Raw genomic sequence first — 23,069 nt, 5'->3', positions numbered from 1 at the left:
CGGGATGCCGTCGTCGGTGCCCGATCCCATGGCCGCAGCCCGACCGGTCCCGCCCTGCCGACCTCCCGGTCGGCTCCGGCCACCGCCGATACGGCCCTCCCTCGCCGTCGGCGCCCTCCTGTACAGCCCCAGACTCCGTGCCCCCAGAGGAGCAGTGATGAAGTTCAGAATCGTCTCCGCAGTGACCGCCGTGGTCCTGCTCGTCGCCCCGACCGCCGCCGGGCTCGAGGCAGGGCTCGGATCGAGCGCCTCCCGATCGGCGGCAGGAGCGCTGTCGATGGCGCAGATCCCGGTGAACCCCGCCGCCACGGCGAAGACGACGGAGCTGCTGCAGTTCCTCTCGGCGCTGCAGTACCGCTCGAGCGACAAGTTCCTGACGGGCCAGTTCGTCGCTCCCAACTACGGCCGCCCCGAGCGGTCGACGCCGGGCATCACCCTGACCACTGTGCAGGACTGCTGGAACTACCACATCGGGCGCGTGCAGACCGCGACGGGCGAGTCCCCCGCGCTCGTCGGCTTCGATCTCACCAATCGAACGTTCGACAAGAGCGGGACGGCGACGACCGCCGCCAACATGCCCAGCGACAGCAACATCCTGGCTCCCTCGATCGCGCACGCGGTGAACGGCGGCGTCGTCACGCTGAGCTGGCACGCCTCGAACCCGTGGACCGCGGAGGACGCCTGGTCGCGCATCCCCGCCGGCCACACCCTGTCCGAGGCGTACACGCCCGGCACCGCCGCCTACGGGGAGTACATGCAGTGGCTCACCCGGGTCGGCGACATCCTGCAGCGCTACTCGGACGCGGGCGTGCCGGTGGTCTGGCGTCCGTTCCACGAGATGAACGGGACCTCGTTCTGGTGGGGCTACCACGCCAGCGGCGCAGCTCCGGCGGCCCAGTACACGGCGCTGTGGAAGCACATGTACGACTACCTGACCGTGCAGCGCGGGCTCACGAACGTGCTCTGGGCGTGGTCGCCGAACAGCGGCACGGCGTTCGGCCGGGCGATCACCGACCGGTACCCGGGCGACGCCTACGTCGACGTGCTGGGCCACGAGCGCTACTGGAGGGAGCTGACCGACACCGCCCGGTACGACTGGATGATCCAGAAGAACAAGGTGATCCTGTTCACCGAGGCTGGGCAGACCACGGGCACGTCCGCACCGTGGGACACCACCCAGATGCTGCGGGAGGTCCGCGGCCGCTTCCCGAAGGTCGTCGGGGCGATGAACTGGATGAAGACGACCGTCGACTACAGCATCATCGGCAACCTCAACGCGTCCGCCTACCTGAACGACCCGCTCAGCCTGACCCTGGACGAGATGCCGGGTCGGATCACCGACAACGCCGCCTCGACGGTCCTCTACAGCGGAGTCTGGACGCACTCCGGCGACGCGGGCTACTACTCCGGAACCAAGTCGGTCTCGAACCGCGCCGGCGCGCGGGCGGCCCTCACGTTCACCGGGACCTCGGTGTCGGTCTGGGGCAGGACGCTCTCGTCGAAGGGCGGGAAGTTCGACCTCTGGATCGACGGGCGACTCCACCAGGCGAACATCGGCACCACCGCTGCCACGACGCAGTTCGGGGCGAAGCTCGCCGAGATCACGGGGCTGACCGCGGGGACGCACACCGTCGAGGTGCGGCTGACGAATCCGGTCGGCTACGTCGGCTTCGACTACTTCGGCGTGAAGTGAGCGCGGCCGGCGCTCAGCCGAGGGCGCGGAGCAGGCCCGCCGGTGCTCAGCCGAGCGCCCGGAGCTGCGCGGCGAAGAAGGCGAGCGAGCGGTCGACCTCGGGCAGCGACGGCGTGCGGTTGAGGTGCCCGTGGGGCATGCCCGCCGCGAGGTACCCCGTCGCGGCGACGCCCGCCTCCGCCAGCTGACGCAGGAGGAGCTCGGCCGAGCCGCGCAGCTCGTCGAACTCGCTCACCATCACCGAGATCGGCGGGAGCCCGGCGAGCGGGGCGGCTCCGGGCAGGGCGTCGGACGGCAGAGCAGAGAGGCGGCCGACGTAGTTCTGCACCATCGCCTCGATGCTCGAGGTGGGGAAGCGCATCGCGGCCGGCAGCGTCAGCAGCTCGCGCACGACGTCGTCGTCGACGGTCGGGTTCGGGAAGTGCGCGAACGGGTAGGCGAGGAGGACGTGCTCGGGTCCGGGCCCCCCGGCGTCGCGCTCACGCAGCGCGGTGGCGAGGGCGAGCGCGGCACCGGCGCTCGCCCCGCCGATCGCGACGGGGTGCTCGCGCGGGGTCTCGGCGCGCAGGTGCCGCCACGCGGCGTGCACGTCGTCGAGCGGAACGGGGTAGCGGATGCTCGCGCTGGCGAGCCGGTAGCCGACCGACACGACGCGGGCGCCCGAGCGGCCGGCGAGCTCGGCCGAGACGACGTGCGACTCCGGCATGTCGAGGTCGCCCGCGGCGAAGCCGCCGCCGTGCACCCAGAGCAGTGCCCGACCGGACGGCTCCGCGGGCTCGTAGGTCCGCAGCGGCACGGGGCCGTGCGGGCCCTCGATCGTGGCGTCCGAGACGCTGACACCCTCCGACAGCGTCCACGGGGCGGGATCCACGGCGAACTCGGCGAGGCGGGCCGCCTGCTCCGGATCGAGCGGATCGGTGACGCCCTCGAGCAGGTGCACGCGGGCGGCGAGGTACGGGTCGAGCGGCACGGGCGCCTCCAGGTCGTGGGTACGCCGACACGCTACCGAGCGCGGCGCTCCAGCAGGACCACTCCGTCGAGCAGCACTCCCTCGTGGCCGTCGGGCCGGGAGGCGGTGCGCTCGCGCGTGCCGACGACGCGCTCGATCCACTCGGTCGGGTCGAAGGCGAGCTCGGCGAGCTCCTCCTCGGGCGAGGGCAGGTGCTGCACGGGGTGCTTGTGGCCCGACCAGGGCGGAGGGGCGGCGTGCGTCACGATCGCGAGGCGGCCACCCGGAGCGACGAGATCGCCCGCGCGCCGCAGGATCGCGGTGCGCGGCAGCTCGACCATCGAGTGCAGGAAGCTCGCGCAGACGAGATCGAACGGCCCGGCGGTCGGCCAGTCGGCGCCGAGGTCGGCCTGCCGGAACTGAACGGCGAGTCCGCGGCGCTCCGCCTCCTGTCGGGCGCGGCCGAGCGCGGTCTCCGAGAGGTCGAGGCCGGTGACGCTCCAGCCCTGCTCGGCGAGCCAGAGGGCGTCGCCGCCCTCGCCGCAGCCCAGATCGAGGGCGCGGCCGGGCGGCAGGTCCTGGACGAGGTCGACGAGCGCGGCGTTGGGCCGGCCCGACCAGATGCGGTCGGAGTCGGCGTAGCGCGCCTCCCAGTGGTCGCGTGCGGTGGTCATCGCGGTTCCTTCCGTCGTGATCGAGGATGCCGGGTGCGGGGCGGCGGGGCGAGCGGTCGTGCTGGAACAGCAGGGGTCGCCTCTCGGGAAGGGGTTCCGCGACGCCGCGAGCGCCGATTAGCGTCGGGGGCATGGCCCTCCGACTCGAAGAGATCATCGTCGACTGCACCGACTTCCGGATGCTCGGGCACTGGTGGCAGGAGGCGCTCGGCTGGGACGTCGTGGACGAGGACGACGAGGGCATCGAGCTGCTCCCTCCGTCGGGCCGCGGGCCGAGCCTGCTGTTCTTGAACGTGCCGGAGCGCAAGAGCGTCAAGAACCGCCTGCATCTGGACTTCGTGCCGGACGACCAGGACGCCGAGGTCGCGCGCCTGCTCGGGGCGGGCGCGTCCCGGGTGGACGTGGGTCAGGGAGAGCAGTCCTGGGTCGTGCTCGCGGATCCGGAAGGGAACGAGTTCTGCATCCTCTCCGCGAGGGAGTGACCGGCAAGCGCTTCCCATACGTCCGCATGGAGAGTTCCTGAGAAGTCAAGGGTAGAACGAGCGTTCTCCTCCCCCTAGCATCGGTGCGAACCACCCCGGACGGGTGGTACCGAGTCGAGGGAGAGACCGTGAACGCGTACGAAGGGCCGGTGGCGGCCGTGGGTGCGTCGCAGGCGCAGCAGCAGCGCGAGATGCTCGTCGGACGCGTGCTCGCCTCGCGCGGCTCCGGGCTCTACGCCTACGCCTACCGACTCACGCTGTCCGAGTCGGCGGCCGGCGCCGCCCTGCAGAACGCGGCCGTCACCCTCCGCAGCGGGTCGCCGCAGGTCGTCGACGAGGCGTCGGCGCTCGAGCTCGCGCGCACCGAGATCGGCCGGGCGAGCCTGGAGCGAGGCGAGCAGGCGGTGACCGTCGTCGCACCGGCCCGCCTGCGCGACGAGGACCTGCTCCGCTCGGGCTTCCACCGCCGCCTCCACGCTCTGCCCACGCTCCAGCGCCAGTGCTGGCTGCTGCGGCACACCGGCCGGCACGACCTCGACGCGATCGCGGGGATCCTCGGCGTCACGCAGGAGCAGGTGCGCTCGTCGCTCGCCGCCGCCGCGTGCGCGCTGGTCGAGGGGGAGCTCGCGGAGGCGGAGGGCGCCGAGTAGGCGCTCCTCCGCACCCTCACGAGGGGCCCGAGAGGCGCCGGGTCGAGCCGGCGGCACCCCTCAGGCGCTCAGGACCCGGGGACTCGCCCCGGGAAGTGCGTCAGTCGAGGTACTCGATGTCGTCCCACGGCTCCTGGACGTCGCCCGTGTCGCGGTCGTCGTCCGGAACCTCGTGGTCCTCGAAGATCACCGGCACGCCCGGCGACACCAGCGCACTGACCTGACGGTTGCCGACCACCACGAACTCGACCATGCCGCCACCGGCCCGGGACGCCTCGGTCGTCGACTGCTTGAGTCCCGCGACATCCGCTCCCTGCGAGAGCCCGTAGGTCTTGCCGTCGATCGTGACGGTGGTTCGGATCATCAGGTGGCGCTCCTCGTATCGGTCGTGTCGAGACTACGAACCGGGCGGAACCCGCTCCAGGCCTTGCGGACGGCGCGAAGGACTGGCACGGGACGCCGGTCGGGCGAGCGGTGGCGGGAGGATGAGCGGATGATCCGGCTCCTGCGCTCGCTCCGGCACCTGCTCGCCGCCCGCCTCGGGGACCTCGGCGCGGGCCTCCTCGCCTCCGCCCTCGACCGCGCGGCCGCGCACGACCCGCGCGTGGCCGCGATGCCCGCGTGGCACTCCTCCGCCCCTCGCGTCAACGGGGGCGCGGCGGGCGAGGAGCGCGACGTAGCGTTGCCCGCGAACCGCACGATCCGACACGACCAGAAGGAGGATCCGATGACCGACAAGACCACACCCGGCGACGTTCCCGACACCGAGACCGTCGATCCGGAGCACGTCGACCCCGACACCGCGACCGACCCCGAGGGCGACCCGGTCGAGAACCCGTCGGGCTGACGCCCGCTCGTCACGGAAGCCCCGAGCCGCTCCGGCGCCTCGGGGCTTCGTCGCGTCCGGGGCCCGGCCCGTCTTCCGCGCCAGTCGTCTCGGCCGCGGAGCCAAGCGGGAGTACAACTTGTACACTGCGTACACGCATACCAAAGGATCCCCCTCGCCCATGCCCCTCACCGTCGACTACCCGACCGCGTCCGACGCCCGCAAGCACCTCAAGGACGTCCTCGACTCCGTGCAGCGCGGGAGGATCGTCACGGTCCGCCGGGACGAGCTGGTCTCGGCCGTCGTGCCCGCAGACCGACTCCGCGACTACTTCTTCCACACCGTCTCCCCCCGGGTCTCGCTCACAAGGGAGGACGACCGCGTCATCGCACTGATGGACGATCGGCCGTTCGTCTCGGAGGGAGCGGACGTCGACGACGCTCTCGACGACCTGGCGCTCTCCCTCCGCGAGTACGCCGAGGACTGGGAGGATCACCTTCAGCACGCCCCGAACCACGCCGGGAACTGGGCGCTCGTGCAGTTGATCAAGCTGTCGACCGAGGAGGAGCTCCTCGCCTGGTTCCGGCACGGCGGTGAGTGAGAAGCGACCCCCCGCCACCCGTGAGCACCACGACCGGTTCTGCGAGACCGAGGAGTGGGTGCTGGTCCGGGGCGCCAGCGGGAAGCCCGTCACCCACCACCGCACCTACGAGCTGACCCTGTGGGACGGCCGGATCCTCCGCACGAGGATCTCGCGACCGGTCGACAGGAGCGAGTACGCCGCCTCGATGTGGTCGCACATCCTCCGCACGCAGCTCGAGGTCGTGCACGACGTCTTCTGGGCCTGCGTGCTCGAGGGTGCGCGGCCCGATCGAGGAGAGCCGCAGCCCCTCCCGCCGAGGCGGTCGGTGCCGCTGTACCTGCGCGATGCGCTGCGCGATCAGGGGGTATCGGACGACGACATCCTGGGGCTCGACGCCGCCGGCGCCGCCGAGCTCCTGGCCCGGATGTACACGAGCCGGGGCGAGTGACTGTGGCGCCGTTCGGCACGTCCTGCTGCTCCGAGCGCCTCGAAGCAGCGACGAGTGCCCAACGGCGGCACGAGGGGTCAGGCCGACTCGACGTAGCGGCCGAAGCGGCGGTCGCGGGCCAGCAGGGCTTCGCGGGCGGAGTCGTGGCGCACGTCCTGGACGCGCAGCACGACGAGCAGGTGGTCGCCCGCGTCGTGCACCTGCTCGACGGAGCACTCGAGGTGCAGTGCCGCACCGTCGATCGTCACGGCTCCGGCCTCCGAGGCGGTCCACGCGACTCCGGCGAACCGGCCCGCCCGATCGCGCGACGCGATCCGCAGCACCGCCGCGTCCTGATCCGAGCCCAGCACCGAGACGCCCAGGCGCGCCGCGCCGGCCAGGTGCGGCCAGGTGCTCGAGGAGCGCTGCACCGCGATCGTGCAGAGCGGCGGATCGAAGCTGACGCCGAGGGCCAGGGTCGCCACCACCATGCCGACCGGGGCGCCGTCGACGAGGGCGGCGACCGCGGCGACCGGAGTCGGGACCGCGCGGTGGGGCTGCACCACCGCGTCCAGGAGGGTCACCGCGCCTCGCCCACCCGGAACGCGGAGCCGGGGTGCCCGGCTGGCAGCGTCGGCACGCCGCGTCCGAGGATCCGCTCGCGCATCGATCCGGAGCGGGGCGTCTCGGGCAGCATGCCGCGCTCACGCAGCAGCGGCATCACCTGCTCCGCGAAGTCGCGGTACGTCTCCCACGAGCCGTAGGTGTACTCGATCAGGAAGCCGTCGACGTCGGTGCGGTCGACGATCTCCTGCAGCTGATCGGCGACCGACTCCGCGGTGCCGGTGACGCGCATGCCCCCGATCGAGGACGTGATCACGTCGAGGATCTCGGCGACGGTCGGGCTGTACTCGGGCTGCTGGAACATCGCGAGCATGGTCTGCCCGACCTCGGTCGTCACCTCGGCGAGGGTCGCGTCGAGCGGGAACGACATCAGGTCGACGCCGCTCCAACCCATGAACAGCGCGGCGGCGGCCTCGCGGGAGGGCGTCGCGTCGAGCTCGGCGCGCAGGCGCACCGCCTCCTCCTCCGTGTCGCCGACGATGATCGAGACGGAGGGGATGACCGTGATGTGCCGCGGGTCGCGGCCGTTCGCCTCGGCCCGCGCCCGCAGGTCGGCGACGGTGGCGGCGGCCTTGCCGAGGTCGCGGTCCTGGATGAAGACGCACTCGCCGTAGCGGCCGGCGAAGGCGCGGCCGGCCGAGGAGGTGCCCGCCTGCAGCAGGAGCGGCGTGCGCTGCACCGACGGGATCGCCGGGAAGTAGCCGTCGTAGCGGAAGTACTCCCCCTCGTGGGTGATGCGGTGCACCTTCGCGGGGTCGGCGTAGGTCCGGGTCGCCTTGTCGTAGACGACGGCGTCGTCCTCCCACGCGCCCTCCCAGAGCTTCAGGCACAGCTCGACGAACTCGGTGGCGCGGCGGTAGCGCTCGTCGTGGGGCGTGACTCCGTCGTGCCCGAGGAGCTTGGTGAGCGCGACCTGGTTGTCGGAGGTGACGATGTTCCAGGCGATGCGGCCCTTCGTCAGGTGATCCAGCGTGGTGAAGGTGCGGGCGTTGAGGTAGGGCTGCTGCGCGGTGGTGGAGGCGGTGACGACGAAGCCGAGGCGGTCGACGGTGGCGGCGAGCCCGCTGACGAGGGCGAGCGGATCGTGCACGGGTACCTGCACGGCCTCGCGGATCACGACCTCGGGCACGTCGTCGCCGCTCATCGGGTAGCCGAGCGCCTCGGCGAGGAAGAGGAAGTCGAAGCCGGCGTCCTCGAGTCTGCGCGCGAGGTCCTGCCAGTACTCGAGGGTGGCGAATCCGCTCGTGTCGCCGCGGGGGTGATGCCAGGCGTTGCTGATGAAGTTCGGCGTGAACTCCTCGAACGCGCCGAGGAAGATCTGCTTGGTCACGGGTGCTGCCCTTCGATGGCGATCGGATGCTCCCGACCGGAGGGCTGATAACCTCGCGTTATCAACACGGCGATGATAACCAGGAGTAATCATTCGCCGCAAGACCGCACCACCGCACCACCCGGAGGACCGATGAGCGACGACGCTGCGGAGGCACCCGCCCTCGCCTCCGAGATCGGCGCGCTCGTCCGCGCCCTGCGGACCTCCCGCGGCCTGTCGATGCGGGCGCTCGCGGCCGAGGCCGGCGTCTCGCAGCCGTTCCTCTCGAAGCTCGAGAACGGCCGGCTGCTGCCCAGCCTCTCGACCCTCTACGCCCTGGCCGCGGCGTTCGACGTGCCGCCGGCCGAGCTGGTACCGGCGATCGCCTCCTCCGACGACACGACACCGGAGGCGCACCTGCGCGCGAGCGACGCCCCACACGCCCCGCGCGCGCGGCTGGTCGCGGGGGGCCCTGGGCGCCGGACGGAGGCGTACCTCTTCACCGCGCAGCCGGGGCAGTCGGACGACGTCGACTTCGCGCATCCGGGTGAGGAGTTCGTCTTCGTGACGGAGGGGGCCGCCGTGCTCACCTACGCCGACGGGGCGTCCCGCACGGTGTCGGCGGGCGAGTCGATCACGATCGAGACGACGCGCCCGCACCGCTGGTCGGTTCCGGCCGACGCGGCCGGTGCGGCGCGCTACCTGCTGGTGACGACGCACTCCGGCTGAGGGCCCGGCGCGCGAGCCCGCGAGATGCCATTCCGGTACGCCGGGGACGGCGTGTCGTGTACCGGAGTGGCATCTCGCGGGAGCTCACCCAGGGGTCAGCGGCAGCGCTTCGCCGCCGACTCGATCGGGATCACGGCGGAGGCGGGCTCGCCGGCGACCGTGCCGCGCACGTCGACCGTGAGCGAGAAGGCCGGCACCGAGCGCAGCGGAGTGGGCACCGTCACCGACGCGGACTTCCCCGCGGACAGCGACGGCAGCTTCGCGCTGCCGTAGGGCGTGCGCACCGAGAGGGCGACGCGGTCGGTGCCGCCGTTCGCGGCCCTCACCGAGATCACGGCCTTGCCGGCCGCGCAGGTGACGGTCGCGCCGAGGTTCACGCGCAGCGCGTTCTCGAGGGCGCCGAGGGAGTCGCGGAGGCCGCGCTCCGCGGCGTCCACGTCGGCCTGCGTCGCAGCGGATCCGGCGAGCACCACGGCGGCGATCGTGCGGCTCTCGTCGAGGCGCGCGAGCGACTCCTCGGTCCACGCGTCGCGGTCGACGGCGTCGGCTTCGGCGAGCGCCGCCTCGAGGGAGGTGGTGTCGGCGGTCGACTCCGCGGTGTCGGCGACGAGGCGCACGTCGTCGAGGACGCCCCACGCTCCTCCGGTGAGCGCGAAGTCGGCCGCGATCTCGACCACGCCGTCCTCGCCGACCACCACGGGGACCGTCGTCGTCGAGAAGGAGCTCCAGGTCGTGAGCACCAGCGGGGCGCTGGTCGTGCCCGCGGAGGTGGTCGCGCTCAGGGTGCGGACGTCGCTCGCGGGGCTGTTGGTGCCCTGCGTGGTCGCGCGCAGCGTGTACGCGCCGGCGGGGACTCCGGTGATCGTCTGGCGCGCCGAGGTCTCGTAGGCGGTGCCGTTCCAGAAGGTGACGGCGAAGTCGCCCTCGGCGGCGTCACCGGTCTCGGTGCGCGCGGCCGGTCCGGTGAAGGTCCACGCCGACGTGTCCGCGTCCTCGAATCCGGGGTTCCGCACGAGGTTCGGAGCGACGACCACGACGGTCGCCGAGACGTCGAGCCCCGAGTCCGTGCGACCGGGGATCGTGTACTCGCCGGGTCCGCGGATCCAGGAGGCGGCTCCGCTCCAGGTCACGGCGGGCGTCTCGACCGTGCCGTCGTTGAAGTTCACCGAGACGGTCGCGGGGAGCTCGACCGGCTCGCCGTCGACGACGGTGAGCTCGACCGCATCCACTCCGGTGACCCCGCGGGGCGCGACCGCCCCGGTGTCGACGTAGCGGAAGGTGCTGAGCGACTCGAGCGGCGTGCCGTCGGCGGCGAAGAGGGCCTGGTTGTCCCAGCCCGATCCTCCGAAGTCGTCGCCCACGTGCACGGGGTCGTAGGGAGCGGCGAAGCTCGTGGCCCAGCCGGAGCCGTCGCGCTCCCAGAGCACGCGGTTCTGCTCGACCCCGCTCGCGGGGCCCACGGGCAGCCAGGCCGGCTCCCAGTAGTAGACGCCGATGCCGGCGTCGCCGACCGCGTGCACCGCCGCGATCACGTCGCGCAGCGCCGTGGCCTGGCCCTGCACGCTGATCGGGTAGTCGTCGGTGACGGTGCTCTCGTCGATGACGTTGGGGTAGCCGTCGCCGTCCTCGAGGGTGTGCGCCCACGAGGTCTCGGCGACCATGACCTTCTTGCCGTAGGTGTCGGCGATCTGCGACAGCGAGGCCGTGAGGTTCTCGGGGCTGCCGTGCCAGAACGGGTAGTAGGAGCTCGCGAAGACGTCGTAGTCGACGTCGAAGCGGTCCAGGCCCGCGGCGATGGCGGAGTAGCGGCCCGGCGTCTCGGGGTTGGTGAAGTGCACCGCGACCTGCGCGTCCGGCAGGACCTCTCGGACCGCGGAGCTGCCGGCCGAGAACAGCCCGGCGAGGGTCGCGTCCATGTCGGTCGCCGCGCGGCTGTAGCCGGCCAAGCCGTTGTTGGTCTCGTTGCCGATCTGGACCATGTCGACATCGACGCCGGCGTCCTCGAAGCGCTGCAGCGACTCCGCGGTGTAATCGTGCAGGGCGGTGGTGAGCTCGGGAGCGGCGAGGCCGGCCCAGGCCTTCGGCGCCAGCTGGCGGGCGGGGTCGGCCCAGAAGTCGGAGTAGTGGAAGTCGACGAGCAGACCCAGGCCGGCGGCCGTGGCGCGCTCGCCGATCTCGATCGCGCGGTCGACGTCGACGTCGCCGGCCCCGTAGCCGTTGCCCTCGGCGTCGAACGGGTCGTTCCAGACCCGGACGCGGACCGAGGTGACGCCCTCGTCGGCGAGGACCTCGAAGACGTCGGCCTCCTGACCCGTCTCGTCGCGGAAGACGACTCCGCTCTCCTCGAGCGACAGGACGCTCGAGATGTCGGCGCCCTTGATGAAGTCGGCCGGGAGGCCGTCGACCTTCTCGACGAAGATCCCGGCATCGACCGGTCCCTCCGCGGCGGAGGCGCTGGTCGCTCCGACGCCGGCGAAGGCACCGAGGAGCGTGGAGACCGCGGCGACGGCAGCGGTGCCGGCGGTCCTCCTGGTGCGTGCAGACATGCGTGTCCTTTCGTGGTGCGTCCGCCGCCGGGCCCTCGTGCCGACCGCCGCGCACACGGAGGCGGAGGGGAGGGAGGGGCCCGGTCGGGCGGGGTGGGGTGGTGGCGCTCGGAGCGCTCACGGGGCCTTCGGGGCCCGCAGGAGCGGGCTCGAGGCGGATCGGTGCGGCGTGGTTCTCCTTTGAACTGTGTGCGCTCCCAGTCTGCGGAGGCACTCAGGAGCCGTCAAGACGGTTCGGCCCAACCGGCCTGCGTCAATTCGGCTGTGCGCGACTGGGAGCGAGCACAGGTCGGCGGTGAGTGCCGGGAGGCGCGGCCCTCCCGGCTCATGGGATGATCACCCGGGGCGGCGAGAGGGATGACGATGGGCCAGCTGATCTACGGAGTCGCTCCGGCGGTCGAGATCGACGACCGCGCACTGCGGCACGTCGAAGCGGTCATCATCTCGAAGCTGCGCCGCAACGAGAGCTTCTCGTTCCACTGGGACGGCGAGCCGGACGTGGGCGAGGACGTCACGCGCGCCGACAGCGGCCGCCACGGCAGCGTCTGGGTCTCGAAGAGCTCGTCGCTCTACTTCAGCTACGACTCCCCCGGCGGCCAGCCGCTGAACCGCGCGTGGATCGACCTGCTGCTGCGCTCGGCGCTGTCGCCGGCCGGGTTGCGCGTGCTGCCCGAGCCGAAGGCCTGAGCGGGAGGCGCTGCCGGTCTCCCGCCGGTCGAGGAGCCGCCGGGTCCGGACATCGCGGATCTCGATACGCGCGCTCCGCGCGCTACTCGATCAGCAAGGGGGGCGCCCGCCGAATCGCTCCCCCGGTCCGCAGGATGCGTGCCTCTCTGCTGGTCGAGTAGCCGCCGCAGGCGGCGTATCGAGACCCACCAGATCCGGGCATCGGGGATCTCGATACGCGCGCTCCGCGCGCTACTCGATCAGCGGGCGGCAGCGGGCGTCAGCCCTGCTGCTCCGGCTCGGCGACGACCTGCAGGCCCGACTGCGAGCTCGCCGACACCATCAGCGCGTCGACCCACGCGCGGTTGATCGCCGGCTGGCGTCCGCCGAAGAACTTGTACGAGAGCGGCACCGACGGGTGCAGCCAGATCTTCATCCGTCCGCCGCCCGTGTCCTGCGTCTGCGTCCAGGAGAAGGCGAAGGACTCGTCGCGCCGCAGCTTCGCCGTGATCACGATCTCGAGGTGCGCGAGCAGCCGGTCCTCGAAGTCGGCCTCGATGCCGCCGGGGTAGATCAGCAGTCCCATGGGGTGCTCCGCTCCGGCCGCGAGGCCGCCGTGCGCGCCGGAGGATCCGGAGCCGCACCCGATCATCCCAGCATCGGGCGCCCGCGCCCAGCGGCGACGGACCTCCGGACGGTCGGGCCGCAGTCCGCACGCCCCGGGCTCCTAGGCTCGACGGATGCACCTCGAACGCCGCGCGCTCGTCGCGCCCGACGGAACCCGGCTCTCGTTCCTCGACTCCGGAGGCACCGGCCGGCTCGTCGTGATCCTGCACGGCCTCGCCGGCAGCGCCGAGGAGTTCGCGCCGACCGCCCGCGCGCTGCCGGATCATCGCGTCGTGCTCCTCGATCAGCGCGGGCACGGACACAGCGAGCCGCGTCCCTCCGACGTCTCACGCGAGGCGTTCGTCGCCGACGTCGCCGCCCTGCTCGAGCGCGAGGGGCCCGCGATCCTCGTGGGCCAGTCGATGGGCGCGCATACCGCGATGCTCGTCGCGGCCGCGCATCCGGAGCTCGTCGACCGGCTCGTGCTGCTCGAGACCGCCGAGGGCGGCGACGGCGAGGTCGTCGCGGGCTGGTTCCGCTCCTGGCCGCTGCCGTTCGCCGACCGGGACGCGGCACGCGCGTTCCTGGGCGACGGGGCGCTCGCGGACGCGTGGATCGCGGACCTCGTCGAGGGTCCGGACGGACTCCGTCCGCGGTTCGACCCGGAGGTGATGGCGCGGGCGATCGAGCCGCTCGCCGTGCCGCGCTGGGCGGAGTGGGAGGCGGTCGCCGCTCCGACTCTGCTGGTCTACGGCGAGCACGGGATGTTCGCGGGCGGCGTGCGCGACGCCTTCGCCGCACGGGGACGCGACGTGCGGCGGGTGGACCTGCCGGGCGGATCGCACGACGCGCACCTCGACGCGGCCGAGGGCTGGATCGCGGCGCTGCGGGAGTTCGTGGGAGGTCCCGCGTGACCTGCGTCTTCTGCGATCTGATGGCCGGGCACGGCGAGACGACGTGGGTCGAGCGGGAGGAGGAGGCGGTCGCGTTCCGCCCGCTCCCCTCCTCCGAGCTCGCCCCCGGGCACACGCTGGTCATGCCGCGCGAGCACAGCGCGGGGCTGCTCGACGCCTCCCCCGCGGCGCTCGCGGCGACGATGTCGCTCGCGCAGCGCGTCGGCCGGGCGATGCGGGCGGCTCTCGGAGCGACGGGAGTGGCCGTCCTGCAGGCGAGCGGCGCCTCCGCGGGGCAGAGCGTGCCGCACCTGCACCTGCACCTGGTGCCGTCGTGGGACGGCGACGAAGTGCAGTGGCCCGCGCACCGCTCGACGCACGTCGTCGACGGGGAGCCGTGGGCACTGCTGGCCGAGATGTTCGAGTAGCGCGCCTCGGTCATACTGGCGGGCGTGCAGGACGAGGACGACGAGCGCAGGGACCTGGAGCGTGCGCTCTTCGCGCGGCCGAGCGGGGACGCCGAGGGCGAGAGCCGGCGGATCGACGCCGAGCGGCGGCTCCGCCTCGAGCAGGAGGCCGTGCGGGCGGAGGCGGCCGTGGTCGCACCGGAGGCTCCGCGGCTCGCTCCCGCGGCGGCGCCCGAGGACCCCGCCGCTTCGGCGCCGCGACGCCGACGTCCCGCTCTGATCGTCGGCGGCGCGCTCGCGGCCGGACTCGCGCTGGGCGCCGTTGCGGCGAGCGTCGCTCCGCAGGTCGTCGGAGCATCCGCCCCCACGGCGAGCCCGACGGCGACCGCGCACCCCGAGGACCGCTTCGCCGCCTACGTCGACGGCTGGACCCTCGTCACCGACCCGCCGCCCGGAATGGACCTCATCGCCGGCCCCGCCGAGGTCTTCACCCCCGGATTCGACACGGTGCAGGAGGACCGGATCCTGCTGACCGCCCCGAACGGGACGTCGCTCTGCCTCGGTCTGGAGCGCGTGGACGGGTCCCTCTCGGCGGGCTGCACGGGGCTCGCCGAGTTCTTCGACTCCGGATCGCTCGACATCGTCGGCACCGACGTCGAGGACGGATCAGGCGTCTACTCGCGCGTGACCCTGCGACCGGACGGATCGATCGAGGGCGGGTACCAACTCCTGACGCGGGAGCCGTCGGAGCCCTGAGCCCGCCGCCGCGTGTCAAGCCTGCGCGGTCCTTCAGAGAACCCCCGGCCGCACGCGCCAGGATGCGGGGACATCCACTCGACCGGGAGGCCGCCGTGCCCGACAGCATCCAGCACTACGACGTCGCCGTGATCGGCGCGGGGCCCGCGGGCACCGCCGCCGCACTGCGCGCCGCCGAACTCGGAGCGCGCGTGGTCGTGCTCGAGGCCGCCCGCGTGGGCGGGACCTGCGTCAACACGGGCTGCGTGCCCACCCGCGTGCTCGCGAAGACCGCGCGGATCATCCGCGAGGCGCGCACCGCCTCCGACTACGGGGTCGACGTGGGCACTCCGCGGATCGACTGGGACGCCACGGTGCGGCACGTGCACGAGCGCGTCGACAAGGTGCGCTCGATCAAGCGCGAGGCGCAGCGGTTCGAGGAGGCGGGCGTCGAGCTGATCCACGAGGGGCGCGCGCGGTTCGCCGACGAGAGCACCCTGGTGCTCGACAGCGGGCGCCGGCTGACGGCCTCCTCGATCCTGATCTGCGTCGGCGGGCACTCGCGCCGCCTCCCGATCCCGGGCGCCGAGCTCGCGACCGTTCCCGAGGACGTGCTCGCGCTGCCGTCGCTGCCGCGCCGGGTCGCGGTGATCGGCGGAGGGAACACGGGTGCGCAGCTCGTGACGGTCTTCAACGCGTTCGGGTCGGAGGTGACGCTGCTCGACGTGGCGCCCCGGATCCTGACGACCTCGGACGCGAGCATCTCGGCGTACGTCGCCGCGGCCTTCGAGCGCCAGGGCGTGCGCGTGAGCACGGGCATCGAGACGGTCGAGGGCATCGAGCGCGCCGACGACGCCCTGACTCTGCGCTGGAAGGACGCGGGCGACTCGCACGCCGAGCAGTTCGACGCGGTCATCATGGCCACCGGCTGGCCGGCCGACGTCGAGGACCTCGGTCTCGAGAACGCGGGCATCGAGGTCGTGCGCTCGGCGATCCCGGCGGATCAGTACTTCCGGACCGTCGTGCCGCACGTCTTCGCGGTCGGAGACGCGAACGGGCGCGACATGCTCGTGCAGGCGGCGCAGTTCGAGGCGGAGGCGGCGGCCGAGAACGCGGTGCTCGGCGCCAATCGGCGGACGCCCCAGCACTTGCTGCCGGCCGGTGGATTCACCGACCCGGACTACGCGGGCGTGGGATTCACCGAGGAGCAGGCCCGCGAGCGCGATCCGCAGTGCGTGGTGGCGTCGGTGCCCTTCTCGGGCGTGGACCGCGCGGTGATCGACGACCGCGAGAGCGGGTTCCTGACGCTGATCGCGGACCGGCGGCGCGAGCTGCTGCTGGGCGCGCACGCGGTGGGCGAGAACGCGATCGAGGTCGTGCAGTCGGTGACGACGGCGATGGCGGCGGGGGTCGACGTGGCGACGCTGGCGAACGTGCGGTTCGCGTATCCGACGTACAGCGCGGTGATCGGGATGGCGGCGCGGGCGCTGCTGAAGGAGCCGGCGCGGCCGACCGAGCTGGACTGACGGGCGGGCGGGGCACGGACGCTGCCGGGGCTGCGCTCACCGGCGATCGGGCTGCAGAAGTCAGGCTCAGGGCTCGGATCCGGCGGAATTCACGCTCTTCCCGGCCCCTGGCCTTCGTTCTGCCGCTCGCGCGGTTCGCAACCGAGGGTGAGAGCGTCCCGCGGGCGCTTCCGGGCCGCTTCCGCCCTCTCCTCCTCGGTTACGAACGGCGCCAGCGGTAGGGCGTCGTGGTCGACACCTTCACCAGGCCCGCGCGCTCGAGGATCGGGCGCGAGTCCTCGGTCGAGTCGCTGTGCACCAGTCGCCTGCCCAGCGCGAGCGCGGACGCGGCGCGGGCCGCGGTGAGCGCCCGGTAGATCCCGCGTCCTCGGAACTCCGGCAGCATCGCGCCGCCCCAGATGCACGCGAACTCGGTGCCGGGCACGGGCTCGAGGCGGCCGCCGCCGACCATCCGGCCCTCGACCTCCGCGACCCACAGCTCCATGCCGTCGCCGCGCGCGAGCCGCGCGACGAGCGCGTCGGCGATCCCGACGTCGACGGGCTCGCCGAACGCCTCGTCGATCACGGCGCTCATCGCGCGCACGTCCGCCTCCTCCACGACCCGGCGGAGGGTCGTGCCGGCCGGGACGGGCACGTCGCTCGCGAGCGCCTCGAGCGGCCCGACCATGATCGACTCGGGCTCGTCGGGCGCGAAGCCGTGCGCGATCAGGGCGTCGTGCAGGCCCGGCGCGGAGTCGTGTCCGCGCGTCTTCCACTCGACGCTCCGGATCGCGGGATCGGCGGCGAAGTGCGCGAGAGCCGCCGGGACGAGTTCGCGGATCGCGGCCTCGTCGGCGCCGCCGAGATCGCGGTAGGTGACGAAGCCGCGACCGCCGGCGAACGTGACGAGGCGGAGCGGACCCCGACGCGCCACCGAGACGGCGCTCGGCGTCTCGGCGTCGGAGCGCAGCTGCTCGTCGTAGGCCTGCAGGTACTCGGCGCTCGTCGTCATCCGCGCCACGGTACCGGACGCCGCGTGTCGGGGGCGGTCGGTACGGTGGCGGCATGAGCTTCGCGAACGTGGGGACGCTGGGCGTCCGGTCCGGGAGGCGCGACGAGCTCGTCGCGATCCTCGTCGAGTCGAACGAGGCGCTCGCGCGGGTCGGATGCCTGGCGTACGAGGTGGGTGTGAGCGACGAGCAGCCCGACACGGTCTTCGTGGTCGAGCTGTGGACGAGCGCCGAGGCGCACCGGGCCTCCCTCGAGCTGCCGGAGGTGCGCGACGCGATCGCGCGGGCGCGCCCGCTGCTCTCGGGGGAGTTCGGCGGGTTCCGGTTCGACGTGGTCGGGTCGCCGCTGCGCTGAGGTCGGGCGGAACGCCTCGCAGCACAGGGGCCGCGGGTAGACGCGGAACGGTCCGCGAGGGGCGGTCGCGGCCCGTTCCGCGGCGACTGGACGGCGCCGGGCGGCGCGGGTGGACGCGGAGCGGGCTCCGGCGGACGAGCGCAGCCCGATCCGCGCCCACTCGGCGACGCCGCGGGGCGACCGTCCGGAGGCCGGCCGCGGCCGGGCGTCAGCCGCCGATCCGGCCGATCAGGTCCTGGATGAAGGGGACGACGTCCTGCGCCTGGTCGACGCTCGCGAGGGCGGTCGCGACGAGCGGCCAGACGGACCCGATCAGGGTCGCGACGACGGCGGCCACCGCGGCGACCCAGGCGACCGCGGGCTTCCGCGCCACGAAGGCGAGGCCGAGGAAGGCCAGTCCGACCAGGAAGCTGATGACGATCGACGCGGTGATCGCGCCGACGGGGACGTCGAGCGCGCCGGCGATCGATCCGTCGGCGGCGGCGATCAACCCGAGGACGGGCAGCAGGACGCCGAGGACGACGAGACCCGAGACGACGACCCCGGTCGCGAAGGCGATCCAGGCGGCGCGGGGGCGGCGACGGCCGCCGTAGCTGCGCATGCGGGCCACGGGACTACTCCTCGGTCTTCGCAGGGGCGGGGACGGAGTGGCTGCGCTCGACGCCGCTCTCCGACTCGGCGGGCTCGGCGGGCTCAGCAGGCTCGACGGGCTCGGCGGGCTCAGCGCGCTCGGCGGAGTCGACGCGCTCGTCGGCCCCGGCCGACTGCTCCGACGGCTGCTCGACCACGACGACCACGACCGGCGCGGTCCCGTCTGTCGGCACCTCGATGATCTGCGCGGGGGCGGATCCGTCGTCGTCGGAACGGGGTGCCTCGGTCTCGGAGACGTCGTCCTGGTCGGCCGCGGCCCGCTCGCGCTCGTCGGCGCGGTCCGCCTGCTCGTCGACCGCGTCGGCGGCGGAGTCGAGGGCATCGGCGGCGGAGTCGGCGGCCGCGCCGGCGGCGTCCGAGATCCGGTCGCCCGCGTCGGAGAGGCGCTCGCGCGCGTCGTCGGCGAGGTCGCCGGCCTTCTCGACCAGCGAGTCGCCTTCCGCAACGGGCTCGGGCTCGATCGGGTCGAACGGACCGTGCACGTCGGTGACCGTGATGTTCACGGCGATCGGCGACGCGTGGACCTGCGACGCGGCCTTCAGGACCTGCGTGCGCGCCTCATCCATCACCTCGGCGACCTTGTGCGGGTACTCGGCGACGAGGTCGAGGTCGATGATCGTACGGCCCTCGTCCTCCGAGATCGTGACTCCGGGGATCGTGCTGGTGCCCAGCACGGCGCGCGAGGCGCGGTCGAGGCTGCGGGCGACCGGTCCGCCCAGGTGGTGCACGCCGGTGACGCCGAGCGCGGTCTCGGCGACGGTCGTCGCGAGCAGGCTGTCGGGCGATCCGTCGTCGGCGCGCACGGCGCCGAGGTCGATCGGATGGGCGTCGTCGAGCGACACGTCGGGGTCGAGACGCAGGTCCTCGAGGCGCGCGTCGTCGAGACGGGCGCCGTCCGAGCGGGCGTCGTCGAGACGGGCGCCGTCGGAACGCGCGTCGTCGAGACGGGCGCCGTCTGAGCGCGCGTCGTCGAGACGGGCGCCGTCTGAGCGGGCGTCGTCGATGCGGGGTTCGTCGGTCATGGGGTGCTCCTAGCGTTGCGTGCGGATGCCGGGGCGCGGGTCACGCGCTCGGGGCGAGGGTTCTGGCGCCGGTCCGGGTCTGCGCGAGGCGGTGCGCGCCTCCGGCGATCGCGGCGCCCAGCAGGGGTGCTGCGACGAACACCCACAGCTGCGCGAGCGCGTCGGGACCGCCGTAGACGGCGGCGGCGAGCGAGCGCGCGGGATTCACGGACGTGTTGCTGATCGGGATCGAGACCAGGTGGATCAAGGCGAGGGCGAGGCCGATCACGACGGGCGCGAGGGCCGCGGCCCGGGCGGTGACCGAGAGGATCACGGTCACGAAGACGGCGGTCAGCAGGGTCTCGGCCAGGAGGACGGCGCCGAGGCCGAAGCCGCCCGGGGAGTGCTCGCCGAATCCGTTGGAGGCGAATCCGCTCTGCTGCGCGGAGGCGAGGAAGCCCTCGGGACCGTCGGCCGCGATCGCGACGAGTGCCGTCGCTCCGAGCAGGCCGCCCACGAGCTGCGCGAGGACGTAGCCGGGCACGTCGCGCCATGGCGTGCGTCCGGCGACGGCGAGGCCCAGGGTGACGGCGGGGTTGAAGTGGCCGCCCGACAGGTGGCCCACCGCGGCGATGCCGACGAGGACGCTCAGCCCGAAGGCGAGCGCGACGCCGAGGAAGCCGATGCCGAGCGTGTTCTGCTCGGTCGGGAACGCGGAGGCGAAGAGGGCCGCGCCCACGCCGCCCCCCACGAGCAGGGCGGTGCCGAAGACCTCCGCGAGCAGGCGGACGGCGGCGGGGACGGGCGCGTCGGCGGTCCGCTCGGCGGCGGGGGCGGTGCTCGTGCGGCTCATGGGAGCGCCTTCCGGAGGGAGAAGAGGGAGGGGGGTCAGTGGCGGGGTCCGCCGACGCGCTCGCGCACCTCGGCGACGGTGTCGACGGGCAGCGGAGGCACGCCGCGGCCGATGCCGCGCAGACCCGTGGCCAGGAGGATCGCGGCGGCGACCGCGAACACGACGAGAGTGATCGCGACGGCCGACCAGAGCGGCAGGGCGAGCGCGAGCAGGGCGACGGCGAGCGCCGCCACGAGCCCCGCGGTCACCAGCGCGAGGACCGCGCCGACCGCCGCGAGGACCACTCCGCTGCGGGCGCCCGAGACGCGATCGCCGATCTCGCGGCGGGCGGAGGCGAGCTCCTCGCGGACGGCGCGGACCACGGGGTCGATCGCCTTCTGGGCGAGGCCGGCGCGGAAGCCGGTGGAGTCGTCGGTCATGGTCGGTCCTTCGGGGTGGAGAGGGGGTCCGGCCCTCCGCGGGGAGGCGGAGGGCCGGAGGGGTCAGCGGCGCGTCACTCCACGCGGGAGGCGGAGCTCATCCGGCTGCGGAGGCCGCTGACGATCTGGACGACGACGGGGGTCTCCTCGCCGAGGACCGCGTCCCAGCGGCGCACGGCGGTGTCGACCGTGCGACGCGTCTGCATGGGCGACACTCCGCGACGGGTGTGCGCGGTGATACGCAGCACCCGGCGGTGCCGGATGTCGAACGCGGTGACGTCGACCGAGACGATGCCCGGATCGCGCGTCAGCGCCTCCTCGAGCACCTGCTCGGCGACCTTCGCGTCGAGGGTCAGCGTGCCGCCGGTCGGAGTGGATCCGCCGGAGCCCGCCGAGACGCGCAGGAGCGTCGACGTGCGTCCGCGTCCCTGCCGCACGATGAAGCGCAGCAGCAGCAGGATCAGCACGAGCGCCACGGCCGCGGTCACCCAGAGGATCCAGGGCTGCGATCCGGACAGCGCGTCGGACGCGGGTCCGCTCGCATCCTCAGCCGCGGTCGACACGGTCTGCTGGACGTCGGGGAGCAGCGCGCCGACGGCGACCGCTCCTCCCACGGCGAGCAGCACGAGGCCGACCAGCAGCAGGAGCAGGCGGTTCAGGAAGCGGTTGGTGGTGGTCATCGGACCGATCCCTTCTCGGAGACGCGGACGCGGGCCTTGAGCGCGGGACTCACGTCGTAGCTCCCGAGCTCGGCGTCGACGGCCTCGCGGATGCTCGCCACGTCGGCCGAGACTCCGCTGGTGCGCTGGACGGTGACGCCGACTCCGCGGCGCCCGACCGAGACCTGGACCTGGTCGGGATCGACACCGCCCGCGTAGGCGGCGGCGCGGGCGACGCTCTGCGCGATCACCCGGTCGTCGACCACGGCGGCCGTGCGGTCGATCCCGGCGCTGCGGCGACCGCGGCGACCCGGAGCGAACGACAGCACGACCAGCACGAAGCCGATCGCCGCGAGCACGGCTCCGGCGGCGGCGGTCAGCGCGATGGGGGCGCCGGCCGCCTGGAGCAGCGAGGACGCGCCGTCCTGCGGAGCGACGAGCAGCGCGGGCTGTCCGAGGACCGCGAGCACCGCCTCCGTCCCGAGCCACGCGAACAGCAGGATCAGGAGGATCGCCAGGGCGATCGCCGACCCGGAGCGGGACGAGTGGGTCTCGCGCCGCACGAGACGCCGGTAGAGGGCGTCGGGCGACGGATGAGCGGGAGTCGTCACGACACCCTCCTTCGTTCTCGGAGGTCGACACCGGTGATCCGGAGGTCGACGCGGCCGATGCTCGAGCCGGTCAGCTCGAGGCAGCGGTCGCGGATGAGGGTCTGCGCCTCGGCGAGCCGGTCGAGCAGCGTCCCGGAGGAGCGCCGATCGGTCTCGCCGAGCGGGGACACGCGGATGGGGGCCTGGGCGACGACGTGCAGCGAGCCGCCGTCGTCGTCGAGGTCCACCGAGACGTCGGACGGGCCGACGTCCAGCGCGTCCGCGGTGACGGCCGACACGATCCGGCGCACAGCGCGCGAGGAGATCGTCGTACGGCCGTGGCGGGCCGGGTCGGCCATCACCGCCGCGGTCACGAGGACCGCCGCCCGCGGAGGGTGTCGCCGAGCGAGCGCAGATCGAGCTTGCCCTCGACGACGCGGCCGACTCCGTACCCGATGCCCATGCCCAGGGCCACGACGACGAACGCGCCGAAGCCGAGGACGACCGCCGTCAGCGCGAGGACCGCGCCGATGACCAGGCCTGTGGTGGACGGACTCACTGAACGCGGCTCTCGGTGTCGTCGTCCTTGTCGTCCGAGGGGATGTGCACGTCGGCGACGGTCACGTTGACCTCGGTGACCTCCATGCCGACGACCGAGGAGATGGCCTCGGAGACGGCGGAGCGGATGCTGTCGGCGAGCTTCTGCAGCGCGACGGGGTACTCGGCGACGACGGTGATGTCGGCGGCGACCTGCTTCTCGCCGACCTCGACCGAGATGCCCTGGCCGCGGTCCTGCGCGTTGATGGCGTTGCGGATGGCGCCGATGGCGCGGGCCGCCCCGCCGCCCAGGTCGTGCACGCCGGGGACCTCGCGGGCCGCGATGCCGGCGACCTTCTCGACGACGCCGTCGGCGATCGTGTTCTTGCCGGTCGAGGTGGTGGTGCCGTGCTTGGCCGAGCCGCTGGTGGCGAGGGTGCCGGGGGTGACGTTGCTCATGATCTTCTCCTGTGACGACGGGGGTCGCGGCCTGGAGACCGCGGTGCCGACGAGGTGTGGCACACGATGAAGACGTGCGCGCCGCGGCGGTCGTCCTGCTGCATCAGGTGGTGCGCAGGGTTCGGGGGTGCGGGGCGCGTTCCGCGGCCAGCGGCGTCCACAGCGGGGCGGCGGCGCTCGCTGGGCGGCCAGGGCTGTCCACAGGGGGGGGTGCGGGCTGCGGTGGGTGTC

General features: G+C 73.4%; 30 protein-coding genes. 13 read left to right on the top strand and 17 right to left on the bottom strand.

The genetic code is table 11. The features are described 5' to 3' along the window. Positions 1–157 precede the first annotated feature (157 nt). Complete coding sequence (locus C1I63_RS05830; protein WP_170116323.1) at positions 158–1,693, top strand: glycosyl hydrolase; 1,536 nt, start codon at positions 158–160, stop codon at positions 1,691–1,693. Positions 1,694–1,739: 46 nt separating this feature from the next. Here C1I63_RS05830 and C1I63_RS05825 read toward each other — a convergent pair whose 3' ends face one another. Both C1I63_RS05825 and C1I63_RS05820 read right to left on the bottom strand, forming a co-directional pair. After that, positions 1,740–2,663: an alpha/beta hydrolase fold domain-containing protein gene (locus C1I63_RS05825; RefSeq protein WP_107574120.1), complete on the bottom strand. Its 924-nt coding sequence runs from the start codon at positions 2,661–2,663 to the stop codon at positions 1,740–1,742. Between the two features lie 32 nt (positions 2,664–2,695). Next, entirely contained in the window at positions 2,696–3,316 is a 621-nt protein-coding gene (locus tag C1I63_RS05820; protein ID WP_107574119.1) for a class I SAM-dependent methyltransferase, read from the bottom strand. A 131-nt stretch (positions 3,317–3,447) separates the two neighbouring features. Between C1I63_RS05820 and C1I63_RS05815 the strand changes: the two genes are divergently transcribed. Together C1I63_RS05815 and C1I63_RS05810 are read left to right on the top strand one after the other, a co-directional pair. Further along, the gene (locus C1I63_RS05815) at positions 3,448–3,798 is read left to right on the top strand and encodes a VOC family protein (protein WP_055785101.1); all 351 of its coding nucleotides are present in this window, start codon (positions 3,448–3,450) and stop codon (positions 3,796–3,798) included. 128 nt (positions 3,799–3,926) lie between these two features. Further along, positions 3,927–4,448 carry a hypothetical protein gene (locus tag C1I63_RS05810; RefSeq protein ID WP_146168374.1) on the top strand — a complete coding sequence of 174 codons (522 nt, stop codon included), beginning with the start codon at positions 3,927–3,929 and terminating at the stop codon, positions 4,446–4,448. 100 nt (positions 4,449–4,548) lie between these two features. Here C1I63_RS05810 and C1I63_RS05805 read toward each other — a convergent pair whose 3' ends face one another. After that, on the bottom strand, positions 4,549–4,812 hold the full coding sequence (locus C1I63_RS05805) for a hypothetical protein (protein WP_056865957.1): 264 nt from the start codon (positions 4,810–4,812) through the stop codon (positions 4,549–4,551). Positions 4,813–4,941: 129 nt separating this feature from the next. Here C1I63_RS05805 and C1I63_RS05800 point away from each other — a divergent pair, with 129 nt between their 5' ends. The 3 genes from C1I63_RS05800 to C1I63_RS05790 all read left to right on the top strand — a co-directional run bounded on the left by C1I63_RS05800 (position 4,942) and on the right by C1I63_RS05790 (position 6,305). Then, positions 4,942–5,295, top strand: a complete 354-nt coding sequence (locus tag C1I63_RS05800) for a hypothetical protein (protein ID WP_107574117.1) — start codon at positions 4,942–4,944, stop codon at positions 5,293–5,295. Positions 5,296–5,455: 160 nt separating this feature from the next. Further along, positions 5,456–5,875, top strand: a complete 420-nt coding sequence (locus C1I63_RS05795) for a prevent-host-death protein (protein WP_107574116.1) — start codon at positions 5,456–5,458, stop codon at positions 5,873–5,875. Beyond that, entirely contained in the window at positions 5,868–6,305 is a 438-nt protein-coding gene (locus C1I63_RS05790; protein ID WP_107574115.1) for a cytotoxic translational repressor of toxin-antitoxin stability system, read from the top strand. The genes C1I63_RS05795 and C1I63_RS05790 overlap by 8 nt, the downstream gene beginning before the upstream one ends. 77 nt (positions 6,306–6,382) lie before the next feature. Here C1I63_RS05790 and C1I63_RS05785 read toward each other — a convergent pair whose 3' ends face one another. Continuing rightward, positions 6,383–6,868, bottom strand: a complete 486-nt coding sequence (locus C1I63_RS05785) for a flavin reductase family protein (protein WP_170116322.1) — start codon at positions 6,866–6,868, stop codon at positions 6,383–6,385. Beyond that, a complete protein-coding gene (locus C1I63_RS05780) occupies positions 6,865–8,238 on the bottom strand; it encodes an NtaA/DmoA family FMN-dependent monooxygenase (protein WP_170116321.1) in 1,374 nt (457 codons plus the stop codon). Before C1I63_RS05780 ends, C1I63_RS05785 begins: the two co-directional genes overlap by 4 nt. A gap of 132 nt (positions 8,239–8,370) precedes the next feature. Here C1I63_RS05780 and C1I63_RS05775 point away from each other — a divergent pair, with 132 nt between their 5' ends. Continuing rightward, complete coding sequence (locus C1I63_RS05775) at positions 8,371–8,946, top strand: helix-turn-helix domain-containing protein (protein WP_055785077.1); 576 nt, start codon at positions 8,371–8,373, stop codon at positions 8,944–8,946. Positions 8,947–9,041: 95 nt separating this feature from the next. Here C1I63_RS05775 and C1I63_RS05770 read toward each other — a convergent pair whose 3' ends face one another. Continuing rightward, a complete protein-coding gene (locus tag C1I63_RS05770; protein WP_211315576.1) occupies positions 9,042–11,492 on the bottom strand; it encodes a glycosyl hydrolase 53 family protein in 2,451 nt (816 codons plus the stop codon). Between the two features lie 363 nt (positions 11,493–11,855). Here C1I63_RS05770 and C1I63_RS05765 point away from each other — a divergent pair, with 363 nt between their 5' ends. Next, the gene (locus C1I63_RS05765) at positions 11,856–12,179 is read left to right on the top strand and encodes a DUF7882 family protein (protein ID WP_107575744.1); all 324 of its coding nucleotides are present in this window, start codon (positions 11,856–11,858) and stop codon (positions 12,177–12,179) included. Positions 12,180–12,438: 259 nt separating this feature from the next. Here C1I63_RS05765 and C1I63_RS05760 read toward each other — a convergent pair whose 3' ends face one another. Continuing rightward, on the bottom strand, positions 12,439–12,744 hold the full coding sequence (locus C1I63_RS05760) for a DUF7882 family protein (RefSeq protein WP_056865952.1): 306 nt from the start codon (positions 12,742–12,744) through the stop codon (positions 12,439–12,441). 154 nt (positions 12,745–12,898) lie between these two features. Here C1I63_RS05760 and C1I63_RS05755 point away from each other — a divergent pair, with 154 nt between their 5' ends. The 4 genes from C1I63_RS05755 (at position 12,899) to C1I63_RS05740 (ending at position 16,325) form a co-directional block, all read left to right on the top strand. Further along, positions 12,899–13,678 (top strand): alpha/beta fold hydrolase, encoded by a 780-nt coding sequence (locus C1I63_RS05755; RefSeq protein WP_107574111.1) that lies wholly within the window; start codon positions 12,899–12,901, stop codon positions 13,676–13,678. Next, positions 13,675–14,085, top strand: coding sequence for an HIT family protein (locus tag C1I63_RS05750; RefSeq protein ID WP_211315575.1), 411 nt, complete (start codon positions 13,675–13,677; stop codon positions 14,083–14,085). The genes C1I63_RS05755 and C1I63_RS05750 overlap by 4 nt, the downstream gene beginning before the upstream one ends. Positions 14,086–14,109: 24 nt before the next feature. Beyond that, positions 14,110–14,820: a hypothetical protein gene (locus C1I63_RS05745; protein WP_107574110.1), complete on the top strand. Its 711-nt coding sequence runs from the start codon at positions 14,110–14,112 to the stop codon at positions 14,818–14,820. A gap of 95 nt (positions 14,821–14,915) precedes the next feature. Next, complete coding sequence (locus tag C1I63_RS05740; protein ID WP_280523113.1) at positions 14,916–16,325, top strand: dihydrolipoyl dehydrogenase family protein; 1,410 nt, start codon at positions 14,916–14,918, stop codon at positions 16,323–16,325. A gap of 199 nt (positions 16,326–16,524) precedes the next feature. On the opposite strand, the gene C1I63_RS05735 is transcribed toward C1I63_RS05740, so the two are convergent. Next, positions 16,525–17,316, bottom strand: coding sequence for a GNAT family N-acetyltransferase (locus C1I63_RS05735; RefSeq protein ID WP_107574108.1), 792 nt, complete (start codon positions 17,314–17,316; stop codon positions 16,525–16,527). A gap of 53 nt (positions 17,317–17,369) precedes the next feature. On the opposite strand from C1I63_RS05735, the gene C1I63_RS05730 reads away from it, so the two are divergent. After that, the gene (locus C1I63_RS05730) at positions 17,370–17,669 is read left to right on the top strand and encodes a putative quinol monooxygenase (protein WP_055785052.1); all 300 of its coding nucleotides are present in this window, start codon (positions 17,370–17,372) and stop codon (positions 17,667–17,669) included. Between the two features lie 208 nt (positions 17,670–17,877). Here C1I63_RS05730 and C1I63_RS05725 read toward each other — a convergent pair whose 3' ends face one another. From C1I63_RS05725 to C1I63_RS05685, 9 genes are all read right to left on the bottom strand, one after another. Continuing rightward, positions 17,878–18,270, bottom strand: coding sequence for a hypothetical protein (locus C1I63_RS05725; RefSeq protein WP_107575742.1), 393 nt, complete (start codon positions 18,268–18,270; stop codon positions 17,878–17,880). A gap of 13 nt (positions 18,271–18,283) precedes the next feature. Beyond that, positions 18,284–19,342 carry an Asp23/Gls24 family envelope stress response protein gene (locus tag C1I63_RS20275; RefSeq protein WP_280523112.1) on the bottom strand — a complete coding sequence of 353 codons (1,059 nt, stop codon included), beginning with the start codon at positions 19,340–19,342 and terminating at the stop codon, positions 18,284–18,286. Between the two features lie 40 nt (positions 19,343–19,382). Then, on the bottom strand, positions 19,383–20,174 hold the full coding sequence (locus C1I63_RS05715; protein ID WP_107574107.1) for an aquaporin: 792 nt from the start codon (positions 20,172–20,174) through the stop codon (positions 19,383–19,385). Between the two features lie 35 nt (positions 20,175–20,209). After that, positions 20,210–20,593, bottom strand: coding sequence for a phage holin family protein (locus C1I63_RS05710; RefSeq protein WP_107574106.1), 384 nt, complete (start codon positions 20,591–20,593; stop codon positions 20,210–20,212). A gap of 74 nt (positions 20,594–20,667) precedes the next feature. Continuing rightward, on the bottom strand, positions 20,668–21,273 hold the full coding sequence (locus tag C1I63_RS05705) for a hypothetical protein (protein ID WP_107574105.1): 606 nt from the start codon (positions 21,271–21,273) through the stop codon (positions 20,668–20,670). Next, entirely contained in the window at positions 21,270–21,863 is a 594-nt protein-coding gene (locus C1I63_RS05700; RefSeq protein ID WP_107574104.1) for a DUF6286 domain-containing protein, read from the bottom strand. Before C1I63_RS05700 ends, C1I63_RS05705 begins: the two co-directional genes overlap by 4 nt. Then, positions 21,860–22,216 carry a hypothetical protein gene (locus C1I63_RS05695; RefSeq protein WP_230672742.1) on the bottom strand — a complete coding sequence of 119 codons (357 nt, stop codon included), beginning with the start codon at positions 22,214–22,216 and terminating at the stop codon, positions 21,860–21,862. Before C1I63_RS05695 ends, C1I63_RS05700 begins: the two co-directional genes overlap by 4 nt. Then, positions 22,213–22,401: a DUF2273 domain-containing protein gene (locus C1I63_RS05690; protein ID WP_055785037.1), complete on the bottom strand. Its 189-nt coding sequence runs from the start codon at positions 22,399–22,401 to the stop codon at positions 22,213–22,215. The genes C1I63_RS05695 and C1I63_RS05690 overlap by 4 nt, the downstream gene beginning before the upstream one ends. Then, the gene (locus C1I63_RS05685; protein WP_055785034.1) at positions 22,398–22,838 is read right to left on the bottom strand and encodes an Asp23/Gls24 family envelope stress response protein; all 441 of its coding nucleotides are present in this window, start codon (positions 22,836–22,838) and stop codon (positions 22,398–22,400) included. The genes C1I63_RS05690 and C1I63_RS05685 overlap by 4 nt, the downstream gene beginning before the upstream one ends. Positions 22,839–23,069 lie beyond the last annotated feature (231 nt).

The sequence above is a fragment of the Rathayibacter caricis DSM 15933 genome (genome assembly GCF_003044275.1).
Taxonomy (GTDB): Bacteria; Actinomycetota; Actinomycetes; order Actinomycetales; family Microbacteriaceae; genus Rathayibacter; species Rathayibacter caricis.
The sequence above is the reverse complement of the archived record's forward strand: the minus strand, read 5'-3'. Positions and strand labels throughout refer to the sequence as shown.

Coding starts and splice junctions, on each gene's coding strand:
- C1I63_RS05705 (WP_107574105.1), bottom strand. CDS start 21,273: ATGACCACCACCAACCGCTTCCTGAACCGCCTGCTCCTGCTGCTGGTC.
- C1I63_RS05685 (WP_055785034.1), bottom strand. CDS start 22,838: ATGAGCAACGTCACCCCCGGCACCCTCGCCACCAGCGGCTCGGCCAAG.
- C1I63_RS05710 (WP_107574106.1), bottom strand. CDS start 20,593: ATGACCGACGACTCCACCGGCTTCCGCGCCGGCCTCGCCCAGAAGGCG.
- C1I63_RS05775 (WP_055785077.1), top strand. CDS start 8,371: ATGAGCGACGACGCTGCGGAGGCACCCGCCCTCGCCTCCGAGATCGGC.
- C1I63_RS05830 (WP_170116323.1), top strand. CDS start 158: ATGAAGTTCAGAATCGTCTCCGCAGTGACCGCCGTGGTCCTGCTCGTC.
- C1I63_RS05725 (WP_107575742.1), bottom strand. CDS start 18,270: ATGCGCAGCTACGGCGGCCGTCGCCGCCCCCGCGCCGCCTGGATCGCC.
- C1I63_RS05715 (WP_107574107.1), bottom strand. CDS start 20,174: ATGAGCCGCACGAGCACCGCCCCCGCCGCCGAGCGGACCGCCGACGCG.
- C1I63_RS05760 (WP_056865952.1), bottom strand. CDS start 12,744: ATGGGACTGCTGATCTACCCCGGCGGCATCGAGGCCGACTTCGAGGAC.
- C1I63_RS05755 (WP_107574111.1), top strand. CDS start 12,899: ATGCACCTCGAACGCCGCGCGCTCGTCGCGCCCGACGGAACCCGGCTC.
- C1I63_RS05800 (WP_107574117.1), top strand. CDS start 4,942: ATGATCCGGCTCCTGCGCTCGCTCCGGCACCTGCTCGCCGCCCGCCTC.
- C1I63_RS05730 (WP_055785052.1), top strand. CDS start 17,370: ATGAGCTTCGCGAACGTGGGGACGCTGGGCGTCCGGTCCGGGAGGCGC.
- C1I63_RS05770 (WP_211315576.1), bottom strand. CDS start 11,492: ATGTCTGCACGCACCAGGAGGACCGCCGGCACCGCTGCCGTCGCCGCG.
- C1I63_RS05820 (WP_107574119.1), bottom strand. CDS start 3,316: ATGACCACCGCACGCGACCACTGGGAGGCGCGCTACGCCGACTCCGAC.
- C1I63_RS05795 (WP_107574116.1), top strand. CDS start 5,456: ATGCCCCTCACCGTCGACTACCCGACCGCGTCCGACGCCCGCAAGCAC.
- C1I63_RS05765 (WP_107575744.1), top strand. CDS start 11,856: ATGGGCCAGCTGATCTACGGAGTCGCTCCGGCGGTCGAGATCGACGAC.
- C1I63_RS05805 (WP_056865957.1), bottom strand. CDS start 4,812: ATGATCCGAACCACCGTCACGATCGACGGCAAGACCTACGGGCTCTCG.
- C1I63_RS05735 (WP_107574108.1), bottom strand. CDS start 17,316: ATGACGACGAGCGCCGAGTACCTGCAGGCCTACGACGAGCAGCTGCGC.
- C1I63_RS05815 (WP_055785101.1), top strand. CDS start 3,448: ATGGCCCTCCGACTCGAAGAGATCATCGTCGACTGCACCGACTTCCGG.
- C1I63_RS20275 (WP_280523112.1), bottom strand. CDS start 19,342: ATGACCGACGAACCCCGCATCGACGACGCCCGCTCAGACGGCGCCCGT.